Genomic DNA, 22,584 nt, shown 5'->3' with positions numbered 1-22,584 from the left:
GCCGACGACAGGGATATCTTGAATTTGCCCCGGCGGCGCTAATTTAGAGGGGAGAGTGGCGCTAGCCACTCGAATGGGTGGAGGCAGAGTTGGCGCTCGAAGACGTCGCGCGTCCGAGCGCTGGTGCTCGCGCCATGGGCATGACCGTCGCGGCGGTGCCGTTGCTGTTCGTGATCGGTGGACTGGCCATCCGCTATGCGGCTTTTGCTTCGGTGTCGGAGGAAACAGGTTTTGCGGCTTATGCCCGTGCGCTGTGCCGGTGGGATTGCGCCTGGTACGTTGGCATCAGCGAACAGGGCTATGAGCGTTTTCCCATTCCAAACCACAGCAATGTCGGTCGCTGGGGCTTCTTCCCGCTCTATCCGATGCTGGTGGCTGCGATCCGGTTTGTTTTCCCATACCCTACGATACTTATCGCGACGATCACCTCGATTGCGTGCAGCTACGCCGCCTGTCTGGTGGCGTGGCCGCTGCTCGAGAAGAACATGCGGGCCTATGTGCTGTATTGCGCGTTTCTGCTCAGCGGCCCGTTCTCGTTCCACTTCACGACCTTCCTGAGCGAACCGCTTTTCGTGCTGCTGACCTCGTGCGTTTTTCTGGCGCTCAAGCGCTCCAGCTATCTCGCCGCGGGCGTTTCATCCGCGCTGCTGTCGGCGACCAGGCTGGTCGGAGTCTTCGTCGTCTTTGCAACCGTCATTCAAATGTTCAGCGAGCACCGCGAGCAGGGCGGATCGGCGCTGTCTTTCCCGCGTTGGCTGCTTGGCCGACCGGACCTGCTGGTCGCTGTCCTCATCTCGCCGGCCGGTTTGTTCGCTTACATCCTGTTCCTGTACCTCACCGTCGGAGACGGCTTTGCATTCCTGCACATCCAGCGCGCGTTCGGACGGGTGGCCGGTAATCCGCTGGTCTTCCTGTGGGACGGGCTCTCAGCTGTTCCGACAACCGGATGGCTGCCCACGGCGCCGCAATGGAGCGCGCTCGCCGCGATCACCGGGCTGGCGCTGTCGGCCGTCCTGGCGGTACGCAGGCAATATGGCGCGGCACTGTTCTGCGCGCTCTGCATCATCCTGCCGCTGATCACCAATCTGGCCTCGATGGTCAGATATGTCATTGGGCTTGCGCCCCTGACAATGTTGCTCGCCATCCTGTTGTCGGCGTCGAAGCTGATTTGGCTCGCGGCTTTGGTTCTCCTCCTTGGCGCCTGTTATTTGATGACTGTGGCGTGGATCGGAGGCCATCTTGCCCTGGTCTGACATTCCGGCCCCGTATCGGCGCGTTGCCTGGCTCGGTGGCTACGCGCTCGCGGCGGTTCTGGCCGGGTCCGAGATCGTCATCCTTGCGCTTGCTCTCAATCCGGACGTCAACGCCGATTACCGCGCCTTTTACATCGATCAGACGACGACCTGCCTCAATCGCGATGCGACCGGCAGCTACACACTTGGCCAGACGGTGTCGTTCCGGAGCGACGGCGCCAAACGGGCAGCCAGCATGAAGGTCTGCGGCTGGTCGGGGTCGGCAGGCGACGGCACCCATTCGCTAGGCGAGACCTCGCGGCTTCGCGTGAAGATACCGCCGCTCCGCGACAGCCTGATGGCCACGCTGCAAATGGCCGCCGTCATTCGTCCACCGCAGATCACGCAAAGGGTGGTGATCTCGGTGAACGGTGTTCGGGTGCATGCGGAGACGCTGTCTGGCAAAGAACCACGAACGGTCTCGTTCGTCGTTCCACCGGCGGCTCTCGGCAAGGCCGATACACTCGAAATCGCCTTCGACTATCTCGACGGCATTCCGCCGACTCCGGCCGCCAGCGACATCTACAAGCGCTCCATCAAGCTGGTGTCGTTGCGGCTGGATGCGATTTGAGATCACGCTCAAAATCTGCAGTCCATGCGTATCATGAACGCGCGCAACAGGCGTGTTCACAGAACGCTGCATTACAGCCAATGAAGAGCATTGCCGTGCGCTGGCGACCAGCACGGGGTCGCAGCGTACCAGCAGTGCCGAGCGTGTCTTAGCGAAAGGTCTCCGGCCCGGGGCGCGCCATGGCCTGCTCTCGAGGTGTTTTGTCTGCGGCCGCCATGATCAAGCTGGCGAAGCGCGTGAGATCCACATTGCCGCCGCTGACGATGACACCGATGCGCTGGCCGCGCAGGCTTTGCGATTCACTGCGAACCGCCGCCGCTGCAAGGCAACCGGTGGGTTCGACCACGATTTTCATGCGCTCGGCGAAAAAATGCATCATTTCGATGAGCGCGTCGTCGCTGACCGTGGTGATAGCGGCAACCTTGTCGCGGATGACAGGAAAATTATGCGCGCCCAGATGGGTGACGACCGCGCCGTCGGCGATGGATTTCGGCACCTCGATGGTGACGACCTCACCCCGGGCGAGCGATTGCTGACCATCATTGCCGGCCTCCGGTTCAACCCCGACGACCCGGCAGGCGGGCGCGCATTCCGCCGCCGCCAGTGCGGCGCCGGCGAGCAGGCCGCCACCGCCAAGGCAGACATAAAGGGCATCGAGAGAGCCGGCCTCCTGGATAAGTTCAAGTGTCGCCGTGCCTTGCCCGGCAATCACATCGGGGTGGTCGTAGGGTGGAATGAGGGCGGCTCCCCGCTCGGCGGCGATCCTGCCGCCAATCTCTTCGCGGTTCTCGCTGTAGCGGTCGTAGAATATCACTTCGGCGCCATGGCCGCGGGTGGCACGCACCTTCAGCTCGGGCGCATCCCTGGGCATGATGATCGTTGCCTTCACGCCCTTGATCGCGGCCGCATAGGCCAGCGCCTGCGCATGGTTGCCCGAAGAATAGGCCACCACTCCGCGCGCCCGCACCGAAATATCCAAGGCCAGAAGCGCGTTCATGGCGCCGCGGAACTTGAACGCGCCGCCACGCTGGAAGTTCTCGCACTTGAAGAACACCTCGGCGCCGGTCAGCTCGTTGAAGGTGCGCGAGGTCAGCACCGGCGTCCGGTGGGCCAATCCGGCGAGGCGCGCCGCGGCGGTCAGAACATCGTCGAATGTCGGGATATTGAGGGGCATTGCGGGTCGCCTTCTACGCTTGCCGGTGGTGGGCTGTCCGATGGGCTGGCTTGTCTGCGACGATACGTGTTTGCGCGAACCGGCGATCGCATTCGATGGGAAGGTTGGCGCAACATTCGCCCGAATGACGGGCGACAAACCGCAGGAAATGCGGCTCGTTGGCCAACACCGCTGTCTTCCCCTGAGAACCGCTGGCTAGAATGAGGGAAAGCCGGGGAGATGTCATGTCCGTCACCGCAGACGAGTCGCAGCTGGTGCTGCTTGCGGGCGATCAGGTCGCGCCGCTGTTGGAGCCGGATGCCGTCCTCGATGCCGTGCGGCGGTCCTTCGAGCTTCACAGTGCGCGCGAAGGCAGGGTCTTTCCGCTTGTGCGCGAGAAGCTGCATACCGGCGGCATTTTCGGTATCAAGTCGGGCGACGTGCCGAAAGCCGATCTTCTGGGCTTCAAGGCAGCGGGCTTCTGGCCAGCCAACCGCGAACTCGGCAAGGAGCCGCATCAGGCGACCATCGTGCTTTTCGACCCGCACACCGGGCGTCCCTTGTGCATCATCGACGGGAACGCCATCACCACCTTGCGCACAGGGGGGGCTGGCGCCATTGGCCTGACCCAGCTGGCCCGCCCCGAAAGCCGGTCGATCTGCATTTTCGGCACCGGCACCCAGGGCCGGATCCAGCTGCGCCTGGCACTGCGTGCGATGCCCGGTCTGGATACCATCCACTACCTGACGGCGGACGGCCGCCCCGACGCGGCGTTCGAGGCGGCATTCGAGGATTTCGCGCCGGCCCATTCGAACCAAGCCGCCAAAGCTGTCGGCTCGAGCGATATCATTATCACCGCGACCCCTGGCAGCGGGCCGCTGTTTCCGCCAGAAGCGGTGCGGCCCGGCACGCACATCAACGCCGTGGGTGCCGATACGCAAGGCAAGCGGGAACTGCCCGACGGCCTGCTGCGCCGGGTACGGCTCTTTGCCGACGACTGCGAGCAATCGGCCGCTGTCGGCGAAGGCCAGTGGGACACCGGCTGCCGGGCAATTGAAATCGGCGATCTTCTGACCGGAAAAATTCCGTTCACGCGCGATGCCGCCGACATCACGGTCTTCGATATGACCGGGCTCGCGCTGCAGGATCTGACGGTCGCGGATATGCTCTGGCGACAGGCCAGGAGCCGGGGCACGGGAACGCGCGTGCCATGGCGCTGGTAGGCCGGGCCGAAGTGACCGACGGCGACGGAACAAAGCTCGAGACGCGATCTTCGTTGCGCACGGAACAGTCAATCAGCTCGCCCCGAAGGGTCCACTCAAGAAGATCTTCGTCATCGCTGAGAACTGACCACAGCTTCCTCTGTCCGAAAGGAACGAACTGCCACGCCGGACTATGGCGGACATGCGCCGTGGACGCGGTGAAGCTGTGTGCCTGAAGCGCGCCTGTATGTATTGGATGCCGGAAGAGGGTGCGGCGGCGGCGACCGCATCGGCGAGAGCGGTCATCAAACGGTCCAGATCGCGCCTGAGCCCGTAGGTAACGATCGCTCAGCGCCCTTTGCTGTCGCCAGCGGTCAATTGCATCAGAAGGCGCCGACTTCAATTTTGGATCTGTCCGCGAAGCGTGACACGCGGAATGGCGTCGGATCGACGCTTGCCGCGTCACCGGCGACCAGATCCGCCGCCAGATGGCCAATGCCAGGGCCGGCGCCGAAGCCGTGTCCGGAACAGCCTGCGGCGACGAACGCTCCGCCGATGCTGTCCACCGCCGAAATCACCGGTACTGCGTCCGGTGTGAAGTCGATATACCCGCCCCAGGAAGACACGATGCCGGCATCGGCAACGGCGGGGAACAGGGCCCTTATCTGCGTCATGATGCTTGCCACCATCCGCTTGTCCGGAGCGGGATCGAGGACGCGGATGCGCTCAAACGGGGTCGGCCTGTCGAGATGCCAGCGACCGAGTGTTTCCGGGCCTGCGAAGAACGAGCGACTTACGCCGATCTCGACGGCCTTCAGCCGTTTGATGAACATCGGCAGAAACGGGCGGGCATAGCGGATCCCTGCGGCGTGATCTCGAGCGTCGCCCTGCCGCTGGCGGCTATCGTGTAGCTGCCGTCGATCCGGCGCGTCAGGGCACCGTCAGAGGTAAAGATTGCCCCGCCAAGATCCGGTGCCGGACCGGTCCGCAAGGTGGTCTGACGGACGCTGGCCTGCGGCAGCGAAACCGCATGCATGCGCAGGAAAGCAGAAGCCCAGACGCCGGCGGCGCACAGCACCGCGCTGGTGCGGATCAGGCCTTTCTCGGTGACGACGCCGCTCACTTGCCCATTGGTGATATCCAGGCCGCGTGCCGCGCAGTTCTGATGAATGGTCGCGCCACGCTTGCGGGCGCCCTCGGCGATCCGCGGGGCGGCGAGCCAGGGCTCGGCCTTGCCATCGTCTGCCGCGTGGACGCCGCCCAGCCATTTGCGGCCGCCAGCCGCGGGAACGGCGGCAGTGGCCTCCTCGGCCGTAAGCATCCGCGTCTTGACGTCGAACCGCCGCGCAACCGCGCGCCACTTGTCCCATTCGGCGAGCTGCTTTGGATCGTCCGTCGCATAGATGAGCCCGCAACGGCGAAAGCCAAGGTCGTGCCCGATCTCTTCGGTCAGCTCTTGCCACAGCCGCAGCGCCAGATTGGCAAGCGGCAATTCACGTGCATCGCGGTTCTGCCGGCGGCACCAGCCCCAGTTCCGGCTCGACTGTTCGCAGCCGACATAGCCCTTTTCGATCAGCGCCACCGACAGGCCGCGCCGCGCCAGGGAATAGGCCGCGCTGGCGCCGACAATCCCGCCGCCGATCACCACGACGTCCGCTGACTTGGGCAGCGTTTCATCGCTGCTGATGTGGTGGATGAAAGGGGACATGGCGGTCTCGGCGATCAATGATAGCTCGCAGTATCGGCGACCGGTGCCGCAGAATGCACTGACTGCAGCGGCATTTTGGTATTTTTGCACCGAATATCGCCGGCATTCGGCGAGTGGCGCGAAAGAGGCGGTTCTATCGTCCTGTCAGTCTTCCCACTCCAACAGTCCTGGTGCTTATGATCATCCAGTCCATCACATTCGAACCTTTTGAAGCGCACCATCTTGAGGAAGCGACGGCCCTGTCGCGAGCGGCCGGCTGGCCGCACCGGAGGGAAGACTGGGCCATGATCTGGTCCCTGAGCGAAGGTCAGGTCGCGTTGGAAGGCGGCAGGGTGGTGGGAACCGCCTTCATGACCCCTTTCGGAAATACCTGCGCAACTCTCAACACCATCATCGTCGATGAGGCAATGCGTGGTCGCGGGCTGGGACGGCGGCTGACCACCACCGCGCTCGAGCAGGCCGGCGACCGCGAGTGCCGCCTTACCGCCACGGCCGACGGACTGCCTCTTTATGAAAAGCTTGGCTTTGTCGCGACGCACGATGTTCGGCAGCACCAGGGCATCGTCGGGCAGGTCAGTGCGCCCCCGGCCGTGGAGTGGATCGGGTCCGAGCACCTTCAGACACCCACCGCGCTCGATCGCGCCACCTTCGGTGCGGATCGCGCCGCGCTCATGAACGCGTTGGCGGGCGAGGGGCGGTTTGCGGCCATCACCAACGAGGACGGCATCGCGGCCTTCGCGGCCCTGAGGGCATTTGGCAGGGGCGAGGTCGTCGGACCGGTCGTGGCGCAGGATCGCGATCAGGCGAGAGCCCTGATCGCCTTCATCCTCTCGGGAATGCAGGGCTGCTTCGTGCGCATCGACATCCCTGAAGACGCCGGCCTTTCACCCTGGCTCGAAGGACTGGGGCTCGCCCATGTGGGCGGGCCGGTTGCCATGCTTCGGGGCGCAAGCAATATCCCGGGTTCCACGAACCCACGCATCTTTGCCCTGGCCAGCCAGGCCCTCGGCTGAGGCCAACTCAGAAGGCCATGGATCAGGTGGAGCGGTCGCTGTGCTCGCCGGGTCCTCGCTGCGCAAAAACCCATCGGTCGAGCATGAGAAGATTGACCGCCGGAACAAGCAGGCATGTAACCACAATGGCAATGATCGGCGGCAGGCCGAGTTTCGCCGTCAAAAGCGCCGGCGCCGCGTAAGCCACGGCAAAGCCTGTCGCCGTCAGCAGGAGAAAACGCGCAGCTTCCGATCGATGCGATCCATTCGACATGAAGGTTACCGATTTATGGGCGAAATATGAAAACACGGCAGCCGCCGCGTAAGCCGCGAGCGACGCCGGGACCGGCGAAAAGCCGATCCATTTCGATTCGACCAAACCGATAGCCAGGGCAGCATACAGGATTGTCGCGGCGATGCCGACCAACCCGAAGCGCGCCAGCAGCTTCAGCCCGGCGCCGGCGGTCGAACGGTCCTCAGACATGCGCGCTACACGCATACTGGGCCCCGAGCGGTAGAGGCGCGAGCAGGCGCTCGAGTCGTCTGGCGAAGGACCTGGCCGACGGCAGCAGCAGGAAGTGCTCGGATCGGATATCCTGAAAACCCGTCTCCTGAAAAAGCAACCTTGCTTTGGCGGCGTTGAGCAGGACCGCTTCCTGGTCGAACGGACACCGCAACACCGCAAGACGCGTCAGTGGATTAAAGGGGTTGTGCTCGATGATGCAGGCGACGCCGCCCGGCCGCACAACGCGCCGCATTTCCTGGAAGAAGTCGAGCCAGGAGGCGGGCGGAACGTGATGGACGACGCAACTGGCGAAAGCCAGATCGAACGCGCCGTCGCCATAAGGCAGGCGCGGCGTCGTGCAGGCCCTGTAGGTCACACACGGATTGTCCTGGCCGGCTCGCAGAATCGATTCTTCCGAGACGTCGCAGCCATCCAGGCTCTCGAACGCGCCTTCGAGATAAGGGTGGAGCGACCCGACGCCGCAGCCGATATCCAGCGCCCGCACCCCGCCCTGTCGAAGCCCACGCTCGACAACGAGACGCCGCAGCAGGTCGGCCTTGGCGATCAGAAAAAAGTCGTGCCCGAGTCCGGAAAACCGGATGGATCCTGCGACCGCCTCGCCATAGTTCGATTTATAGCTGTCGAAGAGTTCGGCCATCAGCCGAGGCTCCGTTCCTGGGTTTTCGAAACGGTCGACGGCTCTCACTGGCGGCACGCATCGCCTTGTCGAAGCCGGCGACCCGATCGATCACGTAAAGCGGACGGCGTTTCACCTCGGCGTGGATGCCGCCGACATAGAGCCCGACCACGCCGGTCATGAAAAGATTGATGCCGCAAAGCAGCGACACGATCACCACGGTGGATGTCCAGCCGGCAATGATGCCGGTTTCAAAAATCCAGGCGAAGATGGCGTAAATGCCGAACAACACCGCAAGCGCGGAGATCGCCAATCCGCCCCACAGCGCCATGCGCAGCGGCTTCTCGGAGAAGCTTACGATGCCGTGAACGGCAAGGTGCATCATCTTCCAGAATGGGTATTTGGTCTGGCCAAGGGTCCGCGCCGGGCGTTCGAAAGGCACCGCTGTCTGCTTGAATCCCATCCAGGCGAACATGCCCCTGACGAAACGGTCGTGTTCGGGCATTTGCTTGAAGGTTTCCAGAGCCTTGCGCCCGACCAGGCGAAAATCGCCGACGTCGCGGGGGATGTCGACCGACGTCATCTTCTCCAGCAGGCGGTAGAAGAGACTCGCCGTCAGGCGCTTGAACCAGGATTCGCCCTCACGCTTGACACGGCGGGCATAGACGATCTCGAAGCCTTCCTTCCACTTCGCCACCAGATCGAGGACCACCTCCGGCGGGTCTTGCAGGTCGGCATCCATGACGATGACGGCATCACCCGCAGCCGCATCCATGCCGGCCGTGATGGCGACCTGATGGCCGAAATTGCGGGAAAGCTCGATCAGCCGGAAGCGCGGCTCGACGGCGACGACGTTGCGAAGGTATTCGACGCTCCCATCGAGGCTTCCGTCATCGACGAAGATCGCCTCAGTCTCGCCGTCCAGCCGGCCGATCAGCGAACTGATCCGCTCGATCAGTCGCGGCAGCACCTGTTCTTCATTGTATATGGGAAGGACCAGCGAGTACCGCGGCGGCGACACGTTCACCGCAGTCCTGATGCTTTGGATCACAGGGTCTCGCATGCCGTTGAAAATGGAACGCAAGCTACAAAGTTCCAAGGACATACAAGAAATCGCTAAATTTAGCGGTTTCGGCCAGGTGCTGATCATGCGTGGAAAGGAACACAGGCGTTACCGCAATCGAGCGTCCATTTGTGGTCGGAGCACGGCGCCAATGGGCTATCGGCCAGTCCGAAACCGCCGCGAAGCAACCTTTGAGGCCCGCTTCGATCATGCCGCCCAAAACCGGGTGTCTGCTGGCCGATCTGCCCCGCTTGCCACTTCTGCCATTGCACAAGCCATATCAGAACAATAGATGGTGCGGAGCGGCCGCCCCTTATGTCAGGCGGAAAACGGGACTATGCGCATGACCGATACGCTGGACTCAGCGAAATTGACCGACCGGGTCGCGGCCCTGGTCGAGGCTGCCAAACGGGCCGGCGCCGACGCCGCCGACGCGGTTGCGGTGCGCGGCCGTTCGACCGGCGTGTCGGTGCGGCTTGGCAAGGTCGAGGGCACCGAGGCGTCCGAGAGCGAGGATGTCTCGCTGCGCGTCTTCGTCGGCAAGCGGGTGGCGAGCGTCTCGGCAACCGCTGCCTCCGACCCGAAAGCGCTGGCCGAGCGCGCCGTGGCGATGGCGAAAGTCTCGCCGGAAGATCCCTACCAGGGCCTCGCCGATCCGGCCTTGCTGGTCAAGAAGCCGCGCGACCTCGATCTGTTCGATCCGACGGAAGTCTCGGCCGACCAATTGAAGGAAGCGGCGCTGGCCGCGGAAGCGGCGGCCCTTGCCGTCAAGGGCGTTACCAATTCGGCCGGCAGCGGCGCCAGCGCCGGGCTTGGCGGGCTGGTGCTCGCCACCTCGCATGGCTTCGTCGGCCACTATGTCGCCTCGCGCTTTTCGCGCTCGACCAGCGTCATCGCCGGCGAGGGCACCGGCATGGAGCGCGACTATGAATACTCCTCGCGCCAGCATTTCTCCGATCTCGACGCACCCGAAGACATCGGCCGCAAGGCCGGCGAACGCGCCGCGCGACGCGTCGGCGCGCGCAAGGCGGCGACCGGGCCGGTCGATGTGGTGTTCGACCCGCGCGTCGCCCGCGGCATTGCCGGCCATCTCGCCGGCGCCATCAATGGCGCCTCCGTCGCGCGCAAGACCAGCTTTCTGCGCGACATGATGGGCAAGCAGGTGGCGGCGGCCGCGATCACCGTCACCGACCAGCCGCTCCGGCTCCGTGGCCAGGCGTCGCGTCCGTTCGACGGCGAAGGCATCGAGGGCGAAAAGCTGCTCATGGTCGAGAAGGGCGTTTTGAACCACTGGTTCCTGTCGACCTCAGTCGCGCGGGAATTGGGGCTGACCACCAACGGGCGCGGCTCGCGCAACGGCTCCTCGGTCTCGCCGTCATCGACCAATCTTGCCATCGAGCCGGGCGAGCGGACGCCCGAGGACCTCATCAAGTCGCTCAAATCAGGCTTTTACGTCACCGAAGTGTTCGGCCAGGGCGTCGACATGGTGACTGGCGAGTACAGCCGCGGCGCTTCCGGCTTCTGGATCGAGAATGGCGAGCTCGCCTATCCGGTTGCGGAAGTGACCATCGCCTCGAACCTGAAGACGATGTTCCTCAACATGGTTCCGGCGAGCGATCTCGATCGCAATTTCGGCACCGCCGCACCAACGCTGCTGATCGAAGGCATGACCCTTGCCGGAGCTTGACCAGGTCGCCTCCGCCGCCGGGGCTGGTGAGGATCTGCCGCTGCTGCGCGACGCTGCCCGCGAGGCGGGCGCCATCGCCATGCGCTATTTCGGCAACAATCCGCAAGTGTGGATGAAGGGCGGCACCTCACCGGTGAGCGAGGCCGATCACGCCGCCGACGCCTATCTGCGCCAAACCTTGCTTGCAGCGCGGCCGGACTATGGCTGGCTGTCGGAGGAGACGGCCGACGATCCGGCAAGGCTTGCCGCCCGCCGCACCTTCGTCGTCGATCCGATCGACGGCACGCGCGGCTTCCTCGAAGGCCTGCGCTCCTGGTGCGTCAGCGTCGCGGTGGTCGAGGACGGCCGCACGCTTGCCGGCGTGCTCGAATGTCCTGCCACCGAGGAGACCTATTGGGCGCTGCCAGGTGAGGGGGCGTTCCTGAATGGCCGTCGCATTGCCGTGCGCCGCCCGGCAGCGATGGTCGAAATTGGCGGGCCGAAGCCATTGATCGCCCTGATGCCGGCGCAATGGCAGGGGCGGCTGAGCCGCGTGCCCTATATTCCCTCGCTCGCCTACCGGCTGGCGATGGTCGCCAATGGCCGGCTCGACGCGACCTTCGTCAAACCCAGCGCACATGACTGGGACATCGCCGCGGCGGATCTCATCCTGCGCGAGGCCGGCGGCGCGTTGCTCGACCAGAAGGGCCGCGCACCGCGCTATGCCGGCGAAGTGATCCAGCACGGCGCGCTGGTCGCTGGCAGCGGCGAACTGCTCGCCGTCCTCTCCGCCGTCGTCGCAGGGCTGGACGATTGAACATGTCATCAATGGTTCCAAAGTCGGCGGCTTTGGTCTAGACCTGTCACAAACTCACGATATGTGAAGGACCGACATGACCGCGGAAGACGGAAAGAAGCAGCTTTTGCACCTGGTGTTCGGCGGCGAACTGAAGACGCTGGGCGGAACAGAATTCCGTGATCTCGAGACGCTCGATATCGTCGGCATCTATCCGGATTATCAATCCGCGCAAACGGCGTGGAAAGCCAAGGCCCAAGCCAGCGTGGACAATGCCCACATGCGTTATTTCGTCGTTCACCTGCACCGGTTGCTCGACCCCGAAAACAAGCCTGCCGGTTGACATGGATGGATCATGAAGGCGTGAAAGGGCCGGCCACGAGGTCCGCGGCAAGGCGGCGCCGCGGTGGCACCCCGAAGACATTCTGGCGCAAGATACGCGAACCGCTGGCGCAATCGCGATTCGTCAAGAACGCCATCGCCAGCCTGTTTGCGCAGTTCGTTCGCCTCGTCCGCCTGACCAATCGTGCTGTCGACGGATCGGCGCAGATGTCGGGCGGCGCCTACTCGCAGTTCGAACCCGCCATCATCGCGCTGTGGCACGGCCAGCATCTTCTGACTCCGGCCTACTATCCCGGGGGACGGCCAGTAGTCGCCATGGTGTCGCGTAGTGCCGATGCCGAGCTCAACGCACTGATGATCGAGAAATTCGGGATCGAGGCGGTGCGCGGCTCGGGTGGACGCGAAGGCTCGAAGCGTCGCGACAAGGGCGGCGCCAAAGCGCTGATCGCCCTGAAAAAGTCACTCGCCACCGGCAAGAACGTCGCCATGATCGCTGACATTCCGCATGGCACGCCGCGCGACGCCGGGCTTGGCATCGTTCTCCTGGCGCGGCTTTCGGGCCGGCCGATCCTGCCCGCCGCCATCGCCACCAGCCGCCGCAAGGTGCTGGAGCGCAGCTGGGACAAGACCACGATCAATCTGCCGTTCGGCCGCTCCTCGATCGTGCTTGGAGCGCCGGTGTTCGTTCCGGCCAACGCCGACGAGGCTGAAATGGAACGCAAGCGCCAGGAGGTCACGGCCGCGCTCAACGCCGCGACCGCCGAGGCCTACCGCCTCGTGGATGGCCCAAAATGAGCGAGCGCTGGGCGCGCACTTTCCTGACGGCGTATCGTTTCGCAGGCGCAGCCGCCTATCCCCTGGTCGGGCCCTATGTCGCCTGGCGTACCTCCAGAGGCAAGGAGGATCGAATTCGCCGGCGCGAGCGCTATGGCATCGCCGGGCGCGAGCGCCCCGAAGGGCCGCTGATCTGGATCCATGCGGCGAGCGTCGGCGAGACGATCGCCGTCGTGCCGCTGGTCGAGAGCATCCTCGATTACGGTGTCAACATCGTGCTGACGACGGGGACCGTCACCTCCGCTCAGGTTGCCGAGGAACGGCTCGGCGACCGCATCATCCACCAATACGTGCCGCTCGACCTCAAGCCGGCGGTCAGCCGCTTCCTCGACCATTGGCGGCCGGATCTGGCGATCATCGCCGAATCGGAGATCTGGCCGATGACCATCCTCGAACTCGGCGCACGGCGTGTGCCGCAGGTGCTGGTCAATGGCAGGCTGTCGGACCGTTCGTACAAATCCTGGAAGAAGCGCGCCAACATCGCCGAGGCGCTGTTCGAGAATCTCGCCCATGTTGTCGCCCAGTCGGATGTCGACGGCGAGCGCTTCCTCTCGCTCGGCGCCCGGCCGGTCACCGTATCCGGCAATCTCAAGGTCGACACCACGCCGCCGCCGGCCGATGAAAGGGCGCTGTACACGTTGAAGCGCCAGATCGGCGCCCGCCCGACCTGGGCGGCGATCTCGACCCATGACGGCGAGGAGGCGGTCGCCGCCGAGGTTCACGCGATGCTGCACAAGCGGCACCACGGTCTTTTGACCATCGTCGTGCCGCGCCATCCCGATCGCGCCGAAGCGCTTGCCGCGCAGATTTCCGGCATGGGCCTGAAACTCGCTCGGCGCAGCAAGGGCGACCGGATCATCGCCGATACGGACATTCTGCTCGGCGACACGATGGGCGAGATGGGGCTTTATCTCCGGCTGACAGAGATCGCCTTCGTTGGCCGTTCGCTCACCTCGGAGGGTGGCCAGAACCCGCTGGAGCCGGCCATGCTCGACACCGCGGTGCTGGCCGGCCGCAATGTCCAGAATTTTCGCGAGACCTATCAGCGCCTGCTCGACAGCGGCGGCGCCAAGCTGGTGCGCGACCGCGACATGCTGGCCGGCGCCGTCAATTTCCTTTTGACCAACGAGGTGGCTCGCCACGAGATGATGGCCGCGGGTGCGGCGACTGTCGAAGAGATGCGCGGCGCGCTGGCGCTCACCTTGAAGTCGCTCGAACCCTACATTCAGCCTTTGGTCGTCAAATCGCGCCTCAAGGGCGCCAACGGCCGTTAAGATGGCCAGCGAAGCGCCCCCCTTCTGGTGGGAAGAACCGGACTGGCGAGCGCTGGCGCTGACGCCGCTGTCGGCTGTCTATGCGCTGGTTGCCGGCCGCCGCATGCGCTCAGCGGCGCGCGAGAAGATCGAGGCGCCGGTGCTTTGCGTCGGCAACTTCACCGTCGGCGGCACCGGCAAGACGCCGGTGGCGATCGCACTGGCACGGCGGGCCAGGCGCATGCAGCTCAATCCAGGTTTCCTGTCGCGCGGCCATGGCGGCTCCTTCGCGCGGCCGCATGTCGTCGATCCGCACCATGACGCCGCCAAGCATGTCGGCGATGAGCCGCTGCTTTTGGCTGCGCATGCGCCGGTCGCAGTGACGCCGAACCGTGCCGCCGGCGCACGCATCCTGCTGGAAAAGCATGGCTGTGATTTCCTGATCATGGATGACGGTTTCCAGAGCGCGCGCATCCACATCGACTATGCGCTGGTCGTCGTCGACGCACGCTACGGCGTCGGCAACGGCCGCGTCATTCCCGGCGGTCCGCTCAGGGCTGGTATCGTCGACCAACTGGTTTTCACCAGCGCGCTGCTGAAGATGGGCGAGGGCCTTGCTGCCGATGCCGTCGTTCGCCAGGCGGCGCGCGCCGGTCGGCCGATCTTCGAGGCGCATACGCGGCCAACCAGCAAGGCGGGGCTGGCCGGCAAGCGATATCTGGCCTTTGCCGGCATCGGCCATCCCGACAAATTCTTCGACACGGTCCGTCAGGCCGGCGGCGAGGTTGCGCTGGCCCGGTCGTTTCCTGACCATCATTTCTATGGCAAGGACGAACTGGCCGAACTGGCAACGACAGCGCGAGGTGCCGGACTTGGCCTCATCACCACCGCCAAGGACGCCGCCCGGCTGCGCCACGATGCCGCGTCGGCCGATTTCCTCGGACAGCTCGATGTGCTGGAGATCGACACCGTGTTCGATCCCGACCACGTGCCCGAACGCATCATCGTCGAGACGCTGGATGCCTGGCGGCAGCGCAAGCTGCAGGACTGAATCAGAGAACCTTCGAGCGCCGCGGCGGTCGAACTTTGCGGAGATGTCGGCAGGGCGGAGGGGGCGCGAAGGACCGCTACAGATCGGGTCTCATTCTGCGTAACCGGTTTAGCGCCGGCTGCGCATTTCGGGATGTGCCTCGATCTCGCGGCGCAGCGAGGCCGCGGCACTCACATAGGGCTCCTGCCTGGCGACGCTCCAGTATTTGAGCTCATCGAGCGGGATGCTTTCACCGGTGACCGCACAGCGCACGAAGGCGCCGGGGCTGGTCACCTGGAAGTCGCCGTCCAGGTAGCGGATACGGGCTTCCTTGCCGCCGGGGCCTTCAAAGCGATTCATCATGACATGGAGCCAAGGTTCATGACGATGTCATCGCCACAAAATGCCGGCAAGGTCAAGCTCCGAGCGAGGCAAGATTGGCTTCAGTCGGCTTCGTTTCGGACGGCAACCAGCCGGGCAGGCCGGCAAAGTGGATGCCCCGCATCCTACTGCTCGGCTGCGATGAAATCCTCGATCTTTTCCGCCGCCAGTCCGGCTTGGGCGGCGATGCGCCGGGCAAGCTCGGCTGCGGCGGCGCGCGGGCGCCCGATAGGCCGGTCGAGCCAGTAGGATATCGGGCTGAGGACGACGCGCTCGTCGGCCGCGGTGATACGGCCAGACTTCAGTTGATCCTCGGTCATCGGCGGCCGCGCCAGCGCGATGCCGAGACCATGGGCGGCGGCGCCGAGCACCAGATTGTAGTCCTCGAAACGGCGGTCCTGCGGACGCGGGCGGTAATCGATGTCCTGTGCGGCAAACCAGGCACGCCAGGCCGAGGCGTCGGAATCGTTGATCAGCGGGAATTTGAGCAGCCGGGCAGGGTCGCCTCGGCCGATCTCGCGGGCGAGGTCCGGCGAGGCGACCGGAAACACATGTTCCTCGAACAGCTGCACCGAGACGCGGCCGGGGATGCGGCCGCGTCCGCAGCGGATCGACAGATCGATGCCCTCGTCGGCAAGGTCCGCCTGGCGGATATCGACGTCGAGCACGATGCGCAGCCTGGACGGATTGTTTTCCAGCGCCGCCATGCGCGGCATCAGCCACAGCCCGCTGACCGAGGGAATCGAGGTCAGCCGCACCACGGCGGTGCCGCGCGGCTCGATCCAGCGGTCCGAATTGCTCGATATCAGCGCGAAGGCCTCAGTGGTGCGCAGATGCAGGCGGTTGCCTTCGATCGTCAGCGAGACTCCTCGCGCGCCGCGATCGAACACTTTCAGCCCGAGCCAGTCCTCCAGCTTGGCGATCTGCCGGCTGACGGCGCCATGGGTGAGGTTGAGCTTTTCGGCAGCGGCCGAAAAGCTGCCCGTCCGTGCCGCGGCGTCGAAGGCGCGCAGGGTTTCGAGCGGCAGCATCGCGTCTGAGCTGTGATCCATAGTCACAGCTGACCCTCGATTTGGTCGTTTGTCAACCGATCGGGAAAGGCGCTTTGTATGTTGAGAGCATGAAACGCGGGAATAAGGAAATGAACGCTTGTACCGGCACGTTGAATACGACACAGCGGATCGACACCACGGCGGCCATTGCGGTGGCGTTGACAGTGGTCGGCTGGGCCTCCGCCTTTCCGGCGATCCGTGCCGGCCTCGTCGCTTTCGGGCCGCTGGAACTTGGCGCGCTGCGCTTCGCCATCGCGGCGGTGCCGGCGGCGATCTTCCTCGCCGTCAAGCGGCCGGCGCTGCCCCGGCTCGATGAATTATGGCGCTTTGCCTTCGGCGGCGCCGTCTTCGTTGCGCTGTACACGGTAATGCTCAATTTCGGCGAGCTGACCGTCTCGGCGGGTGCCGCCGGCTTCATCATCAATGTCAGCCCGATCTTCACCGCGATCATGGCGATGGCGCTGCTTGGCGAACGCTTCTCGGGCCTGGCCTGGGCCGGCACATTCCTGTCCTTCGCCGGCATCGGCATCATCGCCATGGGCGAGGGGCAAGGGTTGCATTTCAACAATGGCGCGCTGCTGGTCCTCGGCTCGGCGCTGTGCTCGGCGGTCAACACCATCGTGCAAAAGCCGCTGTTTGCCCGCCATCATCCACTGACCATTTCGGCCTCGAACATGCTGCTCGGCGCGCTCTGTCTGCTGCCCTTCCTGCCGAACGGCCTGGCGCAGGCGGCAGTTGCCGATACCGCCGGTCTCGGCGCCGTCGTCTTTCTCGGCATCGTGCCAAGCCTCATCGCCTACGCCGCCTGGGCGACAGCACTTTCCCGGCTGCCGGCGGCGCGCGCCTCGAACTTCCTTTATCTGGTTTCGCCGGTGGCGACGCTGATCGGCTTCTTCTGGCTGGGCGAGGTGCCGACGCTGCTCGGCATTCTCGGTGGCGCGCTGGCGCTCGGCGGCGTGGTCGTGGTGAATTTGAAGCGGTGAATCAGAGGGTTGGAGGTTTGCTTGAATCATAGACAGCTGTTTCGAACGGCTCTTTATGATTTTCCCTCTCCGGTTTGCTTCGCAAACCACCTCTCCCCACTTCGTGGGGCGAGGAACCCAAGTTTTCTGGGGTCGCGGCCTTGGCGATTGGTGTTTCCTCGCCCCCATTTTAATGGGGGAGGTGGCCGCGAAGCGGCCGGAGAGGGGGCTACGCCGTTACAACTGAAAAGCTCAGTCCCTTCACCGCCGCCCGAACAGTCGCTCAATGTCGGCGAGCCTGAGCTCGATATAGGTCGGGCGGCCGTGGTTGCAGGTGCCGGCCCCGGGCGTCGCCTCCATCTGGCGCAGCAGTGCGTTCATCTCTTCCGGCTTGAGCAGGCGGCCGGAACGCACCGAGCCGTGGCAGGCCATGGTCGCGGCTATTTTGTCCAGCCGCTCTTTCAGCGTGTCGACGGTGTCGTTGTCGGCGATCTCGTCGGCAAGGTCGCGCACCAGCTGCTGGACATTGGTTTCGCCGAGCATCGACGGCGTCTCGCGCACCGCAACCGCACCCGGGCCGAAGCGCTCGACGGCGAGACCGAAGCGGGCCAGTGTTTCGGAATGCAACGCGAGCCGTTCTGCATCCTCTTCCGGCAGATCGACGATCTCGGGCAAAAGCAGCATCTGCGACGGCACGGCGCGCGAATGCAACGCGTTCTTCAGTGCCTCGTAGACCAGCCGCTCATGCGCCGCATGCTGGTCGACGATAACAAGCGAATCCCTGGTCTGCGCGACGATATAGTTCTCGTGTACTTGCGCGCGTGCGGCACCCAGCGCCATGCCGAGCAGCGTCTCCGCCGCTTCGTCTTGTCCGGCGCGCGCGTCGGCGCTGTGAAGCGAACCGGCATCGAACGCCGCCTGATCGTTTTCGCCGAAGCCGCCATTTGCAGATCCTGCATCCAGCGGCCGTTGCGGCGAGCGGGCCGGATCGAAACCGGCGAAGCCGGAGGCCCGGTAGGCCGCTTCGTAGCTGCGATGGCCGTTGGCCGGTCCTGGATGCGCATAGGATGCTGCGCCTGGCCGGAATGCCGCCATCATGCCGGCCGCCCCTGATGTGGCGGCACGGATGCCGGCATTGGCCAGCGCCTCGCGAATGGCGCCGACGATCAGCCCGCGCACCAGCCCCGGATCGCGAAAGCGGACGTCGGCCTTGGCCGGGTGGACATTGACGTCGACGATGGCCGGATCGAGGGTCAGGAACAGCACCGTCACCGCATGGCGGTCGCGCGGCAGCACGTCGGCGAAGGCGCCGCGGATAGCGCCGGCGATCAGCTTGTCGCGCACCGGCCGGCCGTTGACATAGCCATATTGCTGCAGCGCGTTGGCGCGGCTGAAGGATGGTATCGACACGTGGCCGGCAAGATGCACACCGTCGCGCATGGCGTCGATGGCGATCGCGTTGGCCGGAAAGTCGGCGCCCATCACTTGCGCGACGCGGCGCAGCCGGCCTTCCGCGCTGTCGTCGGTCGCCGGCAGTTCCAGCGTCGAGCGGTCGGAACCGGCCAGCGTGAAGCGCACGGCCGGGAAAGCGATCGCGATACGCTTGATCACGTCGCTGGTCGCCGAGCTTTCGGCGCGCTCGCCCTTCATGAATTTGAGCCGCGCCGGCGTGGCGAAGAACAGGTCGCGCACCTCGACCGTGGTGCCGCGATTGGCGGCCGCCGGCTTGACGGCGGACACGCGCCCGCCCTCGATACCGATCTCGGCGGCGCTGTCGCCGTTGGCGGTGCGCGAGCGGATCGACAGCCGCGCCACCGAGCCGATCGACGGCAGCGCTTCGCCGCGAAAGCCGAGCGAGCGGATGTCGTGAATGTCATCGGCGAGCTTCGAGGTGCAATGGCGTGCGATCGCCAGCGGCAGTTCCTTTTCCGGGATGCCCGAGCCGTCGTCGGTAACGCGGATCAGGTTCAGCCCACCGCCGGCGGTGACGATCTCTATTCTCGCAGCGCCGGCATCGAGTGCGTTCTCGACCAGTTCCTTGACCACGCTTGCCGGACGCTCGATGACTTCGCCGGCGGCGATCTGGTTGATCATCGTTTCGGAAAGCTGGCGAATGGGCATGGGGGTACTATACGCGGATTCGTCGCCCAAGCGGGAGGGGCGAATTCAGGAATCCGAGCCGCTCACCGTGCTCCTGCATTTCACGTCATCAGCCTGGGCAGTGCCGCTGCCAGCGCGCCGACGGCAAGGCGGACCTTCAGCGGCAAGTGAGGCGTCTGCAGCCAGAGCGCATAGGCGTCGTAAAGAAATCCCGGCTGTTCCGGCAACAGCACGACAAGTGCGCCGGCCTGAATGCGCTCACGGACCAGCCAGTATGGCAGCCAGGCGAGCCCCATGCCGGCTGCCGCAGCATCGGCGATCGCAGCGAGGTCGTCGAGCCGCAGCCGGCTGACCGGCATGACCTCCAGCGCACGCTGGCCATCACGCGGAAACAGCCACGGTTGAACGACACGGCCCGAACGGCGGTAGATAATGGTCTGGTGGCTGCCGAGATCCTCTACCCGCCGTGGCTGCCCGTGCATCTCGAGATAGGATGGCGACGCGCAGACGACCATGCGCTGGCGCGCGACGCGACGCGCAATCACGCCGGCCTGATCCTCCAGATTGCCGGTCCGGATGGCAAGATCGCAGCCATCCTCTGCAAGATCGGCGATGGGATCGCTGAAAGACAGGTCGAGTTCCAGAGCGGGATATCGCTGCGCAAGCTCCAGCAGGATCGGGGCAACGCAGCGCCGGCCGAAGTGTACGGGCATGATGACGCGCAGCTTTCCGCGTGGTTCGGAAAGTTGATCGGCCGCCAGTGCATCCGCAGCTTCGGCTTCAGCGAGTACCATCCGGCAGCGCTCATAGTAAGCGCGCCCGAAGTCGGTCAGGCTCTGGCGGCGTGTGGTCCGGTTGATGAGGCGCACACCCAGACGCTCCTCGAGAAACCGGACATGCTTGCCGACCATCGGTCCGGACAGATCGAGAGCGGCAGCAGTCGCCGCGAACGAGCCAAGATCGACGGTTTTGACGAACACGGCCATGCTCGTAAGGCGATCCATATTCAAAACTCTCAGTTTCTACTGTCTTGCCAAAGCAAGCATTTATCTGCCGGAAGGCCGATGGCATAGCGTATTCGGTTCAAATATTTTGGAGTTATGGCCGCATGGCACGTGTTGTTCGCTTTCATGAGCATGGTGGTCCCGAGGTTCTGCGCATCGAGAATCTCGATATTCCCGCGCTCGGTCGCGGCGAGATTCATATCCGGGTCAAGGCATTGGGTCTCAACCGGGCCGAGGCGCTGCTGCGTTCGGGCACTTATATCCAGACGCCGCCGTTACCTTCCGGTCTTGGCCTTGAGGCAGCGGGTGTCGTCGAAGCGGTCGGCGAAGCCGTGCACGGTTTTGCGCCAGGTGACGCCGTCAGCGTCGTGCCGCCATTATCGATGGCCCGCTGGCCCGCCTATGGTGAGATCGCCACATATCCCGCCCATCTCGTGGCCAAGCACCCGCCATCGCTTACCTGGGAAGAGGCGGCAGCCGTCTGGATGCAATATCTCACCGCCTATGGCGCACTGATCGACATTGCCAAGCTCAGCAGAGACGACTTCGTCGTCATTACCGCGGCATCGAGTAGTGTCGGACTTGCCGCGATCCAGATTGCCAACATCGTTGGTGCGACCGCGATCGCGGTGACGCGGACATCTGTCAAGAGAGAGGCCCTGCTCAAGTTCGGGGCGGCCCATGTCGTCGCTTCAGCGGACGAAGATCTGGAAGCCCGGCTGAAGGAAATCGCCAGTCCGGACAACATCCGAGTGGTTTTCGACGCAGTCGGCGGCCCGATTTTCGAACCTCTGACGGCGGCGATGGCACGGGGTGGCATTCTCATCGAATATGGCGGCTTGAGCCCCGAGCCGACGCCGTTCCCGCTGTTCGATGTGCTGGCCAAGACGCTGACGCTGCGCGGCTATCTCGTCTACGAGATCACTGGCGATCCGGTGAAGTTGGAAGCTGCCAAGGCGTTCATCCTCGACGGATTGATGTCGGGTTCGCTAAAGCCGGTAATCGCCAAAACCTTTTCATTCGAGCAGATCGTCGAAGCGCATCGCTTTCTCGAGTCGAACGAGCAATTCGGCAAGATCGTCGTGACGGTTGATTGAGCATTAATGGGAGCCTCACGCCTGCGCGGCCAGCCAGTCCCGCACCTTGCGAGCATTGTCGCTGAGGTCGCGGGTTCTCGACCAGATGACATGAAAGCCCTTGCCGGTCGTCATCGTGTGGTCGGTCGCACGCACGAGCAGTCCTGACGCCAGCAGGCGCTCGGCGAGGTGGCCCCAGCCGAGCGCAATGCCTTGCCCTTCCATGACCGCCTGGATCACCAGCGCATAATCGTTGATGCGCAAGCCGCGCCCGGCATCGGTGATGGTGACCCCGGCCGATTGGAACCACTCGTCCCAACTCGCGGCTTCGCGAAACGGCTCTTCGAGATGGATGAGCCGGTGCGATGGCAGATCCTCGACGCTCTCCGGCAGCCCGAACCGTGCCACATAGCTCGCGCCGGCAACCGGGAATATTTCCTCATCGGCGAGCGGCAGCGAATGATAGTCCGGCCATCCCTGGGGTTCGCCGCCACGAACGCCGAGCGGGATGTCTTCGGCGATGATGTCGAGATCGCGGTCGGCGGTCTGGATGCGCAGGTCGATGCCCGGCAGTTCGTCGCGAAACTGCTGCAGGCGCGGCATCATCCAGAACGAGGCGAAGGCGGTCGAGGCAGCGAGCGTCACATGGCCGCCGGTCGCCTGTAGGCGCAGATCCTCCGCCGACTTGCGGATGTGCGACAGGCCGAGCGAGACGTCGGCGTGGAAACGCTCGCCGGCTTCGGTAAGGCTGACCTGACGATGGCGGCGCTGGAAGAGTTTCGCGCCGAGCTGCTCTTCAAGCCCGCGGATCGCATAAGACACGGCAGCCTGCGTCATGCCGAGCTCCCGCCCGGCGGCGGTAAAGCTCGACAGCCGGCCGGCGGCCTCGAAAACGATCAGGCTACCGGCCGAGGGCAGCAGATGGCGCAAGCTTCGCATAAGCTGAGCTTATACAAGTGATCAGG

21 protein-coding genes and 1 pseudogene are annotated in these 22,584 nt (G+C 64.6%); 12 read left to right on the top strand and 10 right to left on the bottom strand.

The window, feature by feature from the left end:
• Positions 1-89: 89 nt before the first annotated feature.
• Complete coding sequence (locus tag AC0L3O_RS27085) at positions 90-1,253, top strand: hypothetical protein (protein ID WP_287347316.1); 1,164 nt, start codon at positions 90-92, stop codon at positions 1,251-1,253.
• Complete coding sequence (locus AC0L3O_RS27080; protein ID WP_128247858.1) at positions 1,240-1,863, top strand: hypothetical protein; 624 nt, start codon at positions 1,240-1,242, stop codon at positions 1,861-1,863. The genes AC0L3O_RS27085 and AC0L3O_RS27080 overlap by 14 nt, the downstream gene beginning before the upstream one ends.
• Positions 1,864-2,011: 148 nt before the next feature.
• On the opposite strand, the gene AC0L3O_RS27075 is transcribed toward AC0L3O_RS27080, so the two are convergent.
• Entirely contained in the window at positions 2,012-3,037 is a 1,026-nt protein-coding gene (locus tag AC0L3O_RS27075; protein ID WP_287347320.1) for a threo-3-hydroxy-L-aspartate ammonia-lyase, read from the bottom strand.
• Between the two features lie 254 nt (positions 3,038-3,291).
• On the opposite strand from AC0L3O_RS27075, the gene AC0L3O_RS27070 reads away from it, so the two are divergent.
• Positions 3,292-4,239: an ornithine cyclodeaminase family protein gene (locus tag AC0L3O_RS27070; protein WP_473617123.1), complete on the top strand. Its 948-nt coding sequence runs from the start codon at positions 3,292-3,294 to the stop codon at positions 4,237-4,239.
• A gap of 362 nt (positions 4,240-4,601) precedes the next feature.
• Here the strand turns inward: AC0L3O_RS27070 and AC0L3O_RS27065 are convergent.
• Positions 4,602-5,926, bottom strand: a pseudogene (locus AC0L3O_RS27065) (NAD(P)/FAD-dependent oxidoreductase).
• Positions 5,927-6,102: 176 nt separating this feature from the next.
• Here AC0L3O_RS27065 and AC0L3O_RS27060 point away from each other — a divergent pair.
• Positions 6,103-6,939 (top strand): GNAT family N-acetyltransferase, encoded by an 837-nt coding sequence (locus AC0L3O_RS27060; RefSeq protein WP_473617122.1) that lies wholly within the window; start codon positions 6,103-6,105, stop codon positions 6,937-6,939.
• A gap of 22 nt (positions 6,940-6,961) precedes the next feature.
• Here the strand turns inward: AC0L3O_RS27060 and AC0L3O_RS27055 are convergent, their stop codons facing one another.
• Genes AC0L3O_RS27055 through AC0L3O_RS27045 form a run of 3 tightly spaced genes read right to left on the bottom strand, consistent with a single transcriptional unit; the run spans position 6,962 to position 9,111 of the window.
• Positions 6,962-7,402, bottom strand: coding sequence for a GtrA family protein (locus AC0L3O_RS27055; RefSeq protein WP_287229824.1), 441 nt, complete (start codon positions 7,400-7,402; stop codon positions 6,962-6,964).
• Positions 7,395-8,081: a class I SAM-dependent methyltransferase gene (locus AC0L3O_RS27050; RefSeq protein WP_287347324.1), complete on the bottom strand. Its 687-nt coding sequence runs from the start codon at positions 8,079-8,081 to the stop codon at positions 7,395-7,397. Before AC0L3O_RS27050 ends, AC0L3O_RS27055 begins: the two co-directional genes overlap by 8 nt.
• Positions 8,056-9,111: a glycosyltransferase family 2 protein gene (locus AC0L3O_RS27045; RefSeq protein ID WP_031256224.1), complete on the bottom strand. Its 1,056-nt coding sequence runs from the start codon at positions 9,109-9,111 to the stop codon at positions 8,056-8,058. Before AC0L3O_RS27045 ends, AC0L3O_RS27050 begins: the two co-directional genes overlap by 26 nt.
• A gap of 355 nt (positions 9,112-9,466) precedes the next feature.
• Between AC0L3O_RS27045 and AC0L3O_RS27040 the strand changes: the two genes are divergently transcribed.
• The 6 genes from AC0L3O_RS27040 (at position 9,467) to lpxK (ending at position 15,065) form a co-directional block, all read left to right on the top strand.
• A complete protein-coding gene (locus AC0L3O_RS27040; protein ID WP_287249721.1) occupies positions 9,467-10,810 on the top strand; it encodes a TldD/PmbA family protein in 1,344 nt (447 codons plus the stop codon).
• Positions 10,797-11,606, top strand: coding sequence for a 3'(2'),5'-bisphosphate nucleotidase CysQ (locus AC0L3O_RS27035; RefSeq protein WP_473617120.1), 810 nt, complete (start codon positions 10,797-10,799; stop codon positions 11,604-11,606). Before AC0L3O_RS27040 ends, AC0L3O_RS27035 begins: the two co-directional genes overlap by 14 nt.
• Positions 11,607-11,682: 76 nt before the next feature.
• Complete coding sequence (locus AC0L3O_RS27030; RefSeq protein WP_023802307.1) at positions 11,683-11,928, top strand: DUF4170 domain-containing protein; 246 nt, start codon at positions 11,683-11,685, stop codon at positions 11,926-11,928.
• 5 nt (positions 11,929-11,933) lie between these two features.
• Entirely contained in the window at positions 11,934-12,722 is a 789-nt protein-coding gene (locus tag AC0L3O_RS27025; RefSeq protein ID WP_128170771.1) for a lysophospholipid acyltransferase family protein, read from the top strand.
• Positions 12,719-14,035, top strand: coding sequence for a lipid IV(A) 3-deoxy-D-manno-octulosonic acid transferase (gene waaA / locus AC0L3O_RS27020; RefSeq protein ID WP_023802309.1), 1,317 nt, complete (start codon positions 12,719-12,721; stop codon positions 14,033-14,035). The genes AC0L3O_RS27025 and waaA overlap by 4 nt, the downstream gene beginning before the upstream one ends.
• Position 14,036: 1 nt before the next feature.
• Complete coding sequence (gene lpxK / locus AC0L3O_RS27015; protein WP_473617119.1) at positions 14,037-15,065, top strand: tetraacyldisaccharide 4'-kinase; 1,029 nt, start codon at positions 14,037-14,039, stop codon at positions 15,063-15,065.
• A 108-nt stretch (positions 15,066-15,173) separates the two neighbouring features.
• Here lpxK and AC0L3O_RS27010 read toward each other — a convergent pair whose 3' ends face one another.
• Entirely contained in the window at positions 15,174-15,407 is a 234-nt protein-coding gene (locus AC0L3O_RS27010; RefSeq protein ID WP_095496171.1) for a DUF2093 domain-containing protein, read from the bottom strand.
• 143 nt (positions 15,408-15,550) lie between these two features.
• Positions 15,551-16,477, bottom strand: coding sequence for a LysR substrate-binding domain-containing protein (locus tag AC0L3O_RS27005; protein WP_128170769.1), 927 nt, complete (start codon positions 16,475-16,477; stop codon positions 15,551-15,553).
• A gap of 89 nt (positions 16,478-16,566) precedes the next feature.
• Here AC0L3O_RS27005 and AC0L3O_RS27000 point away from each other — a divergent pair, with 89 nt between their 5' ends.
• On the top strand, positions 16,567-17,460 hold the full coding sequence (locus AC0L3O_RS27000; RefSeq protein ID WP_023802314.1) for a DMT family transporter: 894 nt from the start codon (positions 16,567-16,569) through the stop codon (positions 17,458-17,460).
• A gap of 240 nt (positions 17,461-17,700) precedes the next feature.
• On the opposite strand, the gene mutL is transcribed toward AC0L3O_RS27000, so the two are convergent.
• Positions 17,701-19,560, bottom strand: a complete 1,860-nt coding sequence (gene mutL, locus AC0L3O_RS26995; RefSeq protein WP_473617118.1) for a DNA mismatch repair endonuclease MutL — start codon at positions 19,558-19,560, stop codon at positions 17,701-17,703.
• An 80-nt stretch (positions 19,561-19,640) separates the two neighbouring features.
• Positions 19,641-20,543, bottom strand: coding sequence for a LysR family transcriptional regulator (locus AC0L3O_RS26990; RefSeq protein ID WP_473617116.1), 903 nt, complete (start codon positions 20,541-20,543; stop codon positions 19,641-19,643).
• A 104-nt stretch (positions 20,544-20,647) separates the two neighbouring features.
• Here AC0L3O_RS26990 and AC0L3O_RS26985 point away from each other — a divergent pair, with 104 nt between their 5' ends.
• Positions 20,648-21,640, top strand: coding sequence for a zinc-dependent alcohol dehydrogenase family protein (locus tag AC0L3O_RS26985; protein ID WP_473617115.1), 993 nt, complete (start codon positions 20,648-20,650; stop codon positions 21,638-21,640).
• 15 nt (positions 21,641-21,655) lie between these two features.
• Here AC0L3O_RS26985 and AC0L3O_RS26980 read toward each other — a convergent pair whose 3' ends face one another.
• The gene (locus tag AC0L3O_RS26980; protein ID WP_473617114.1) at positions 21,656-22,558 is read right to left on the bottom strand and encodes a LysR substrate-binding domain-containing protein; all 903 of its coding nucleotides are present in this window, start codon (positions 22,556-22,558) and stop codon (positions 21,656-21,658) included.
• Between the last annotated feature and the right edge of the window lie 26 nt (positions 22,559-22,584).

Source organism: Mesorhizobium sp. WSM4810 (genome assembly GCF_055811235.1).
Note: the sequence above shows the minus strand (reverse complement) of the source record. Positions and strands in the feature narration are given on the sequence as shown.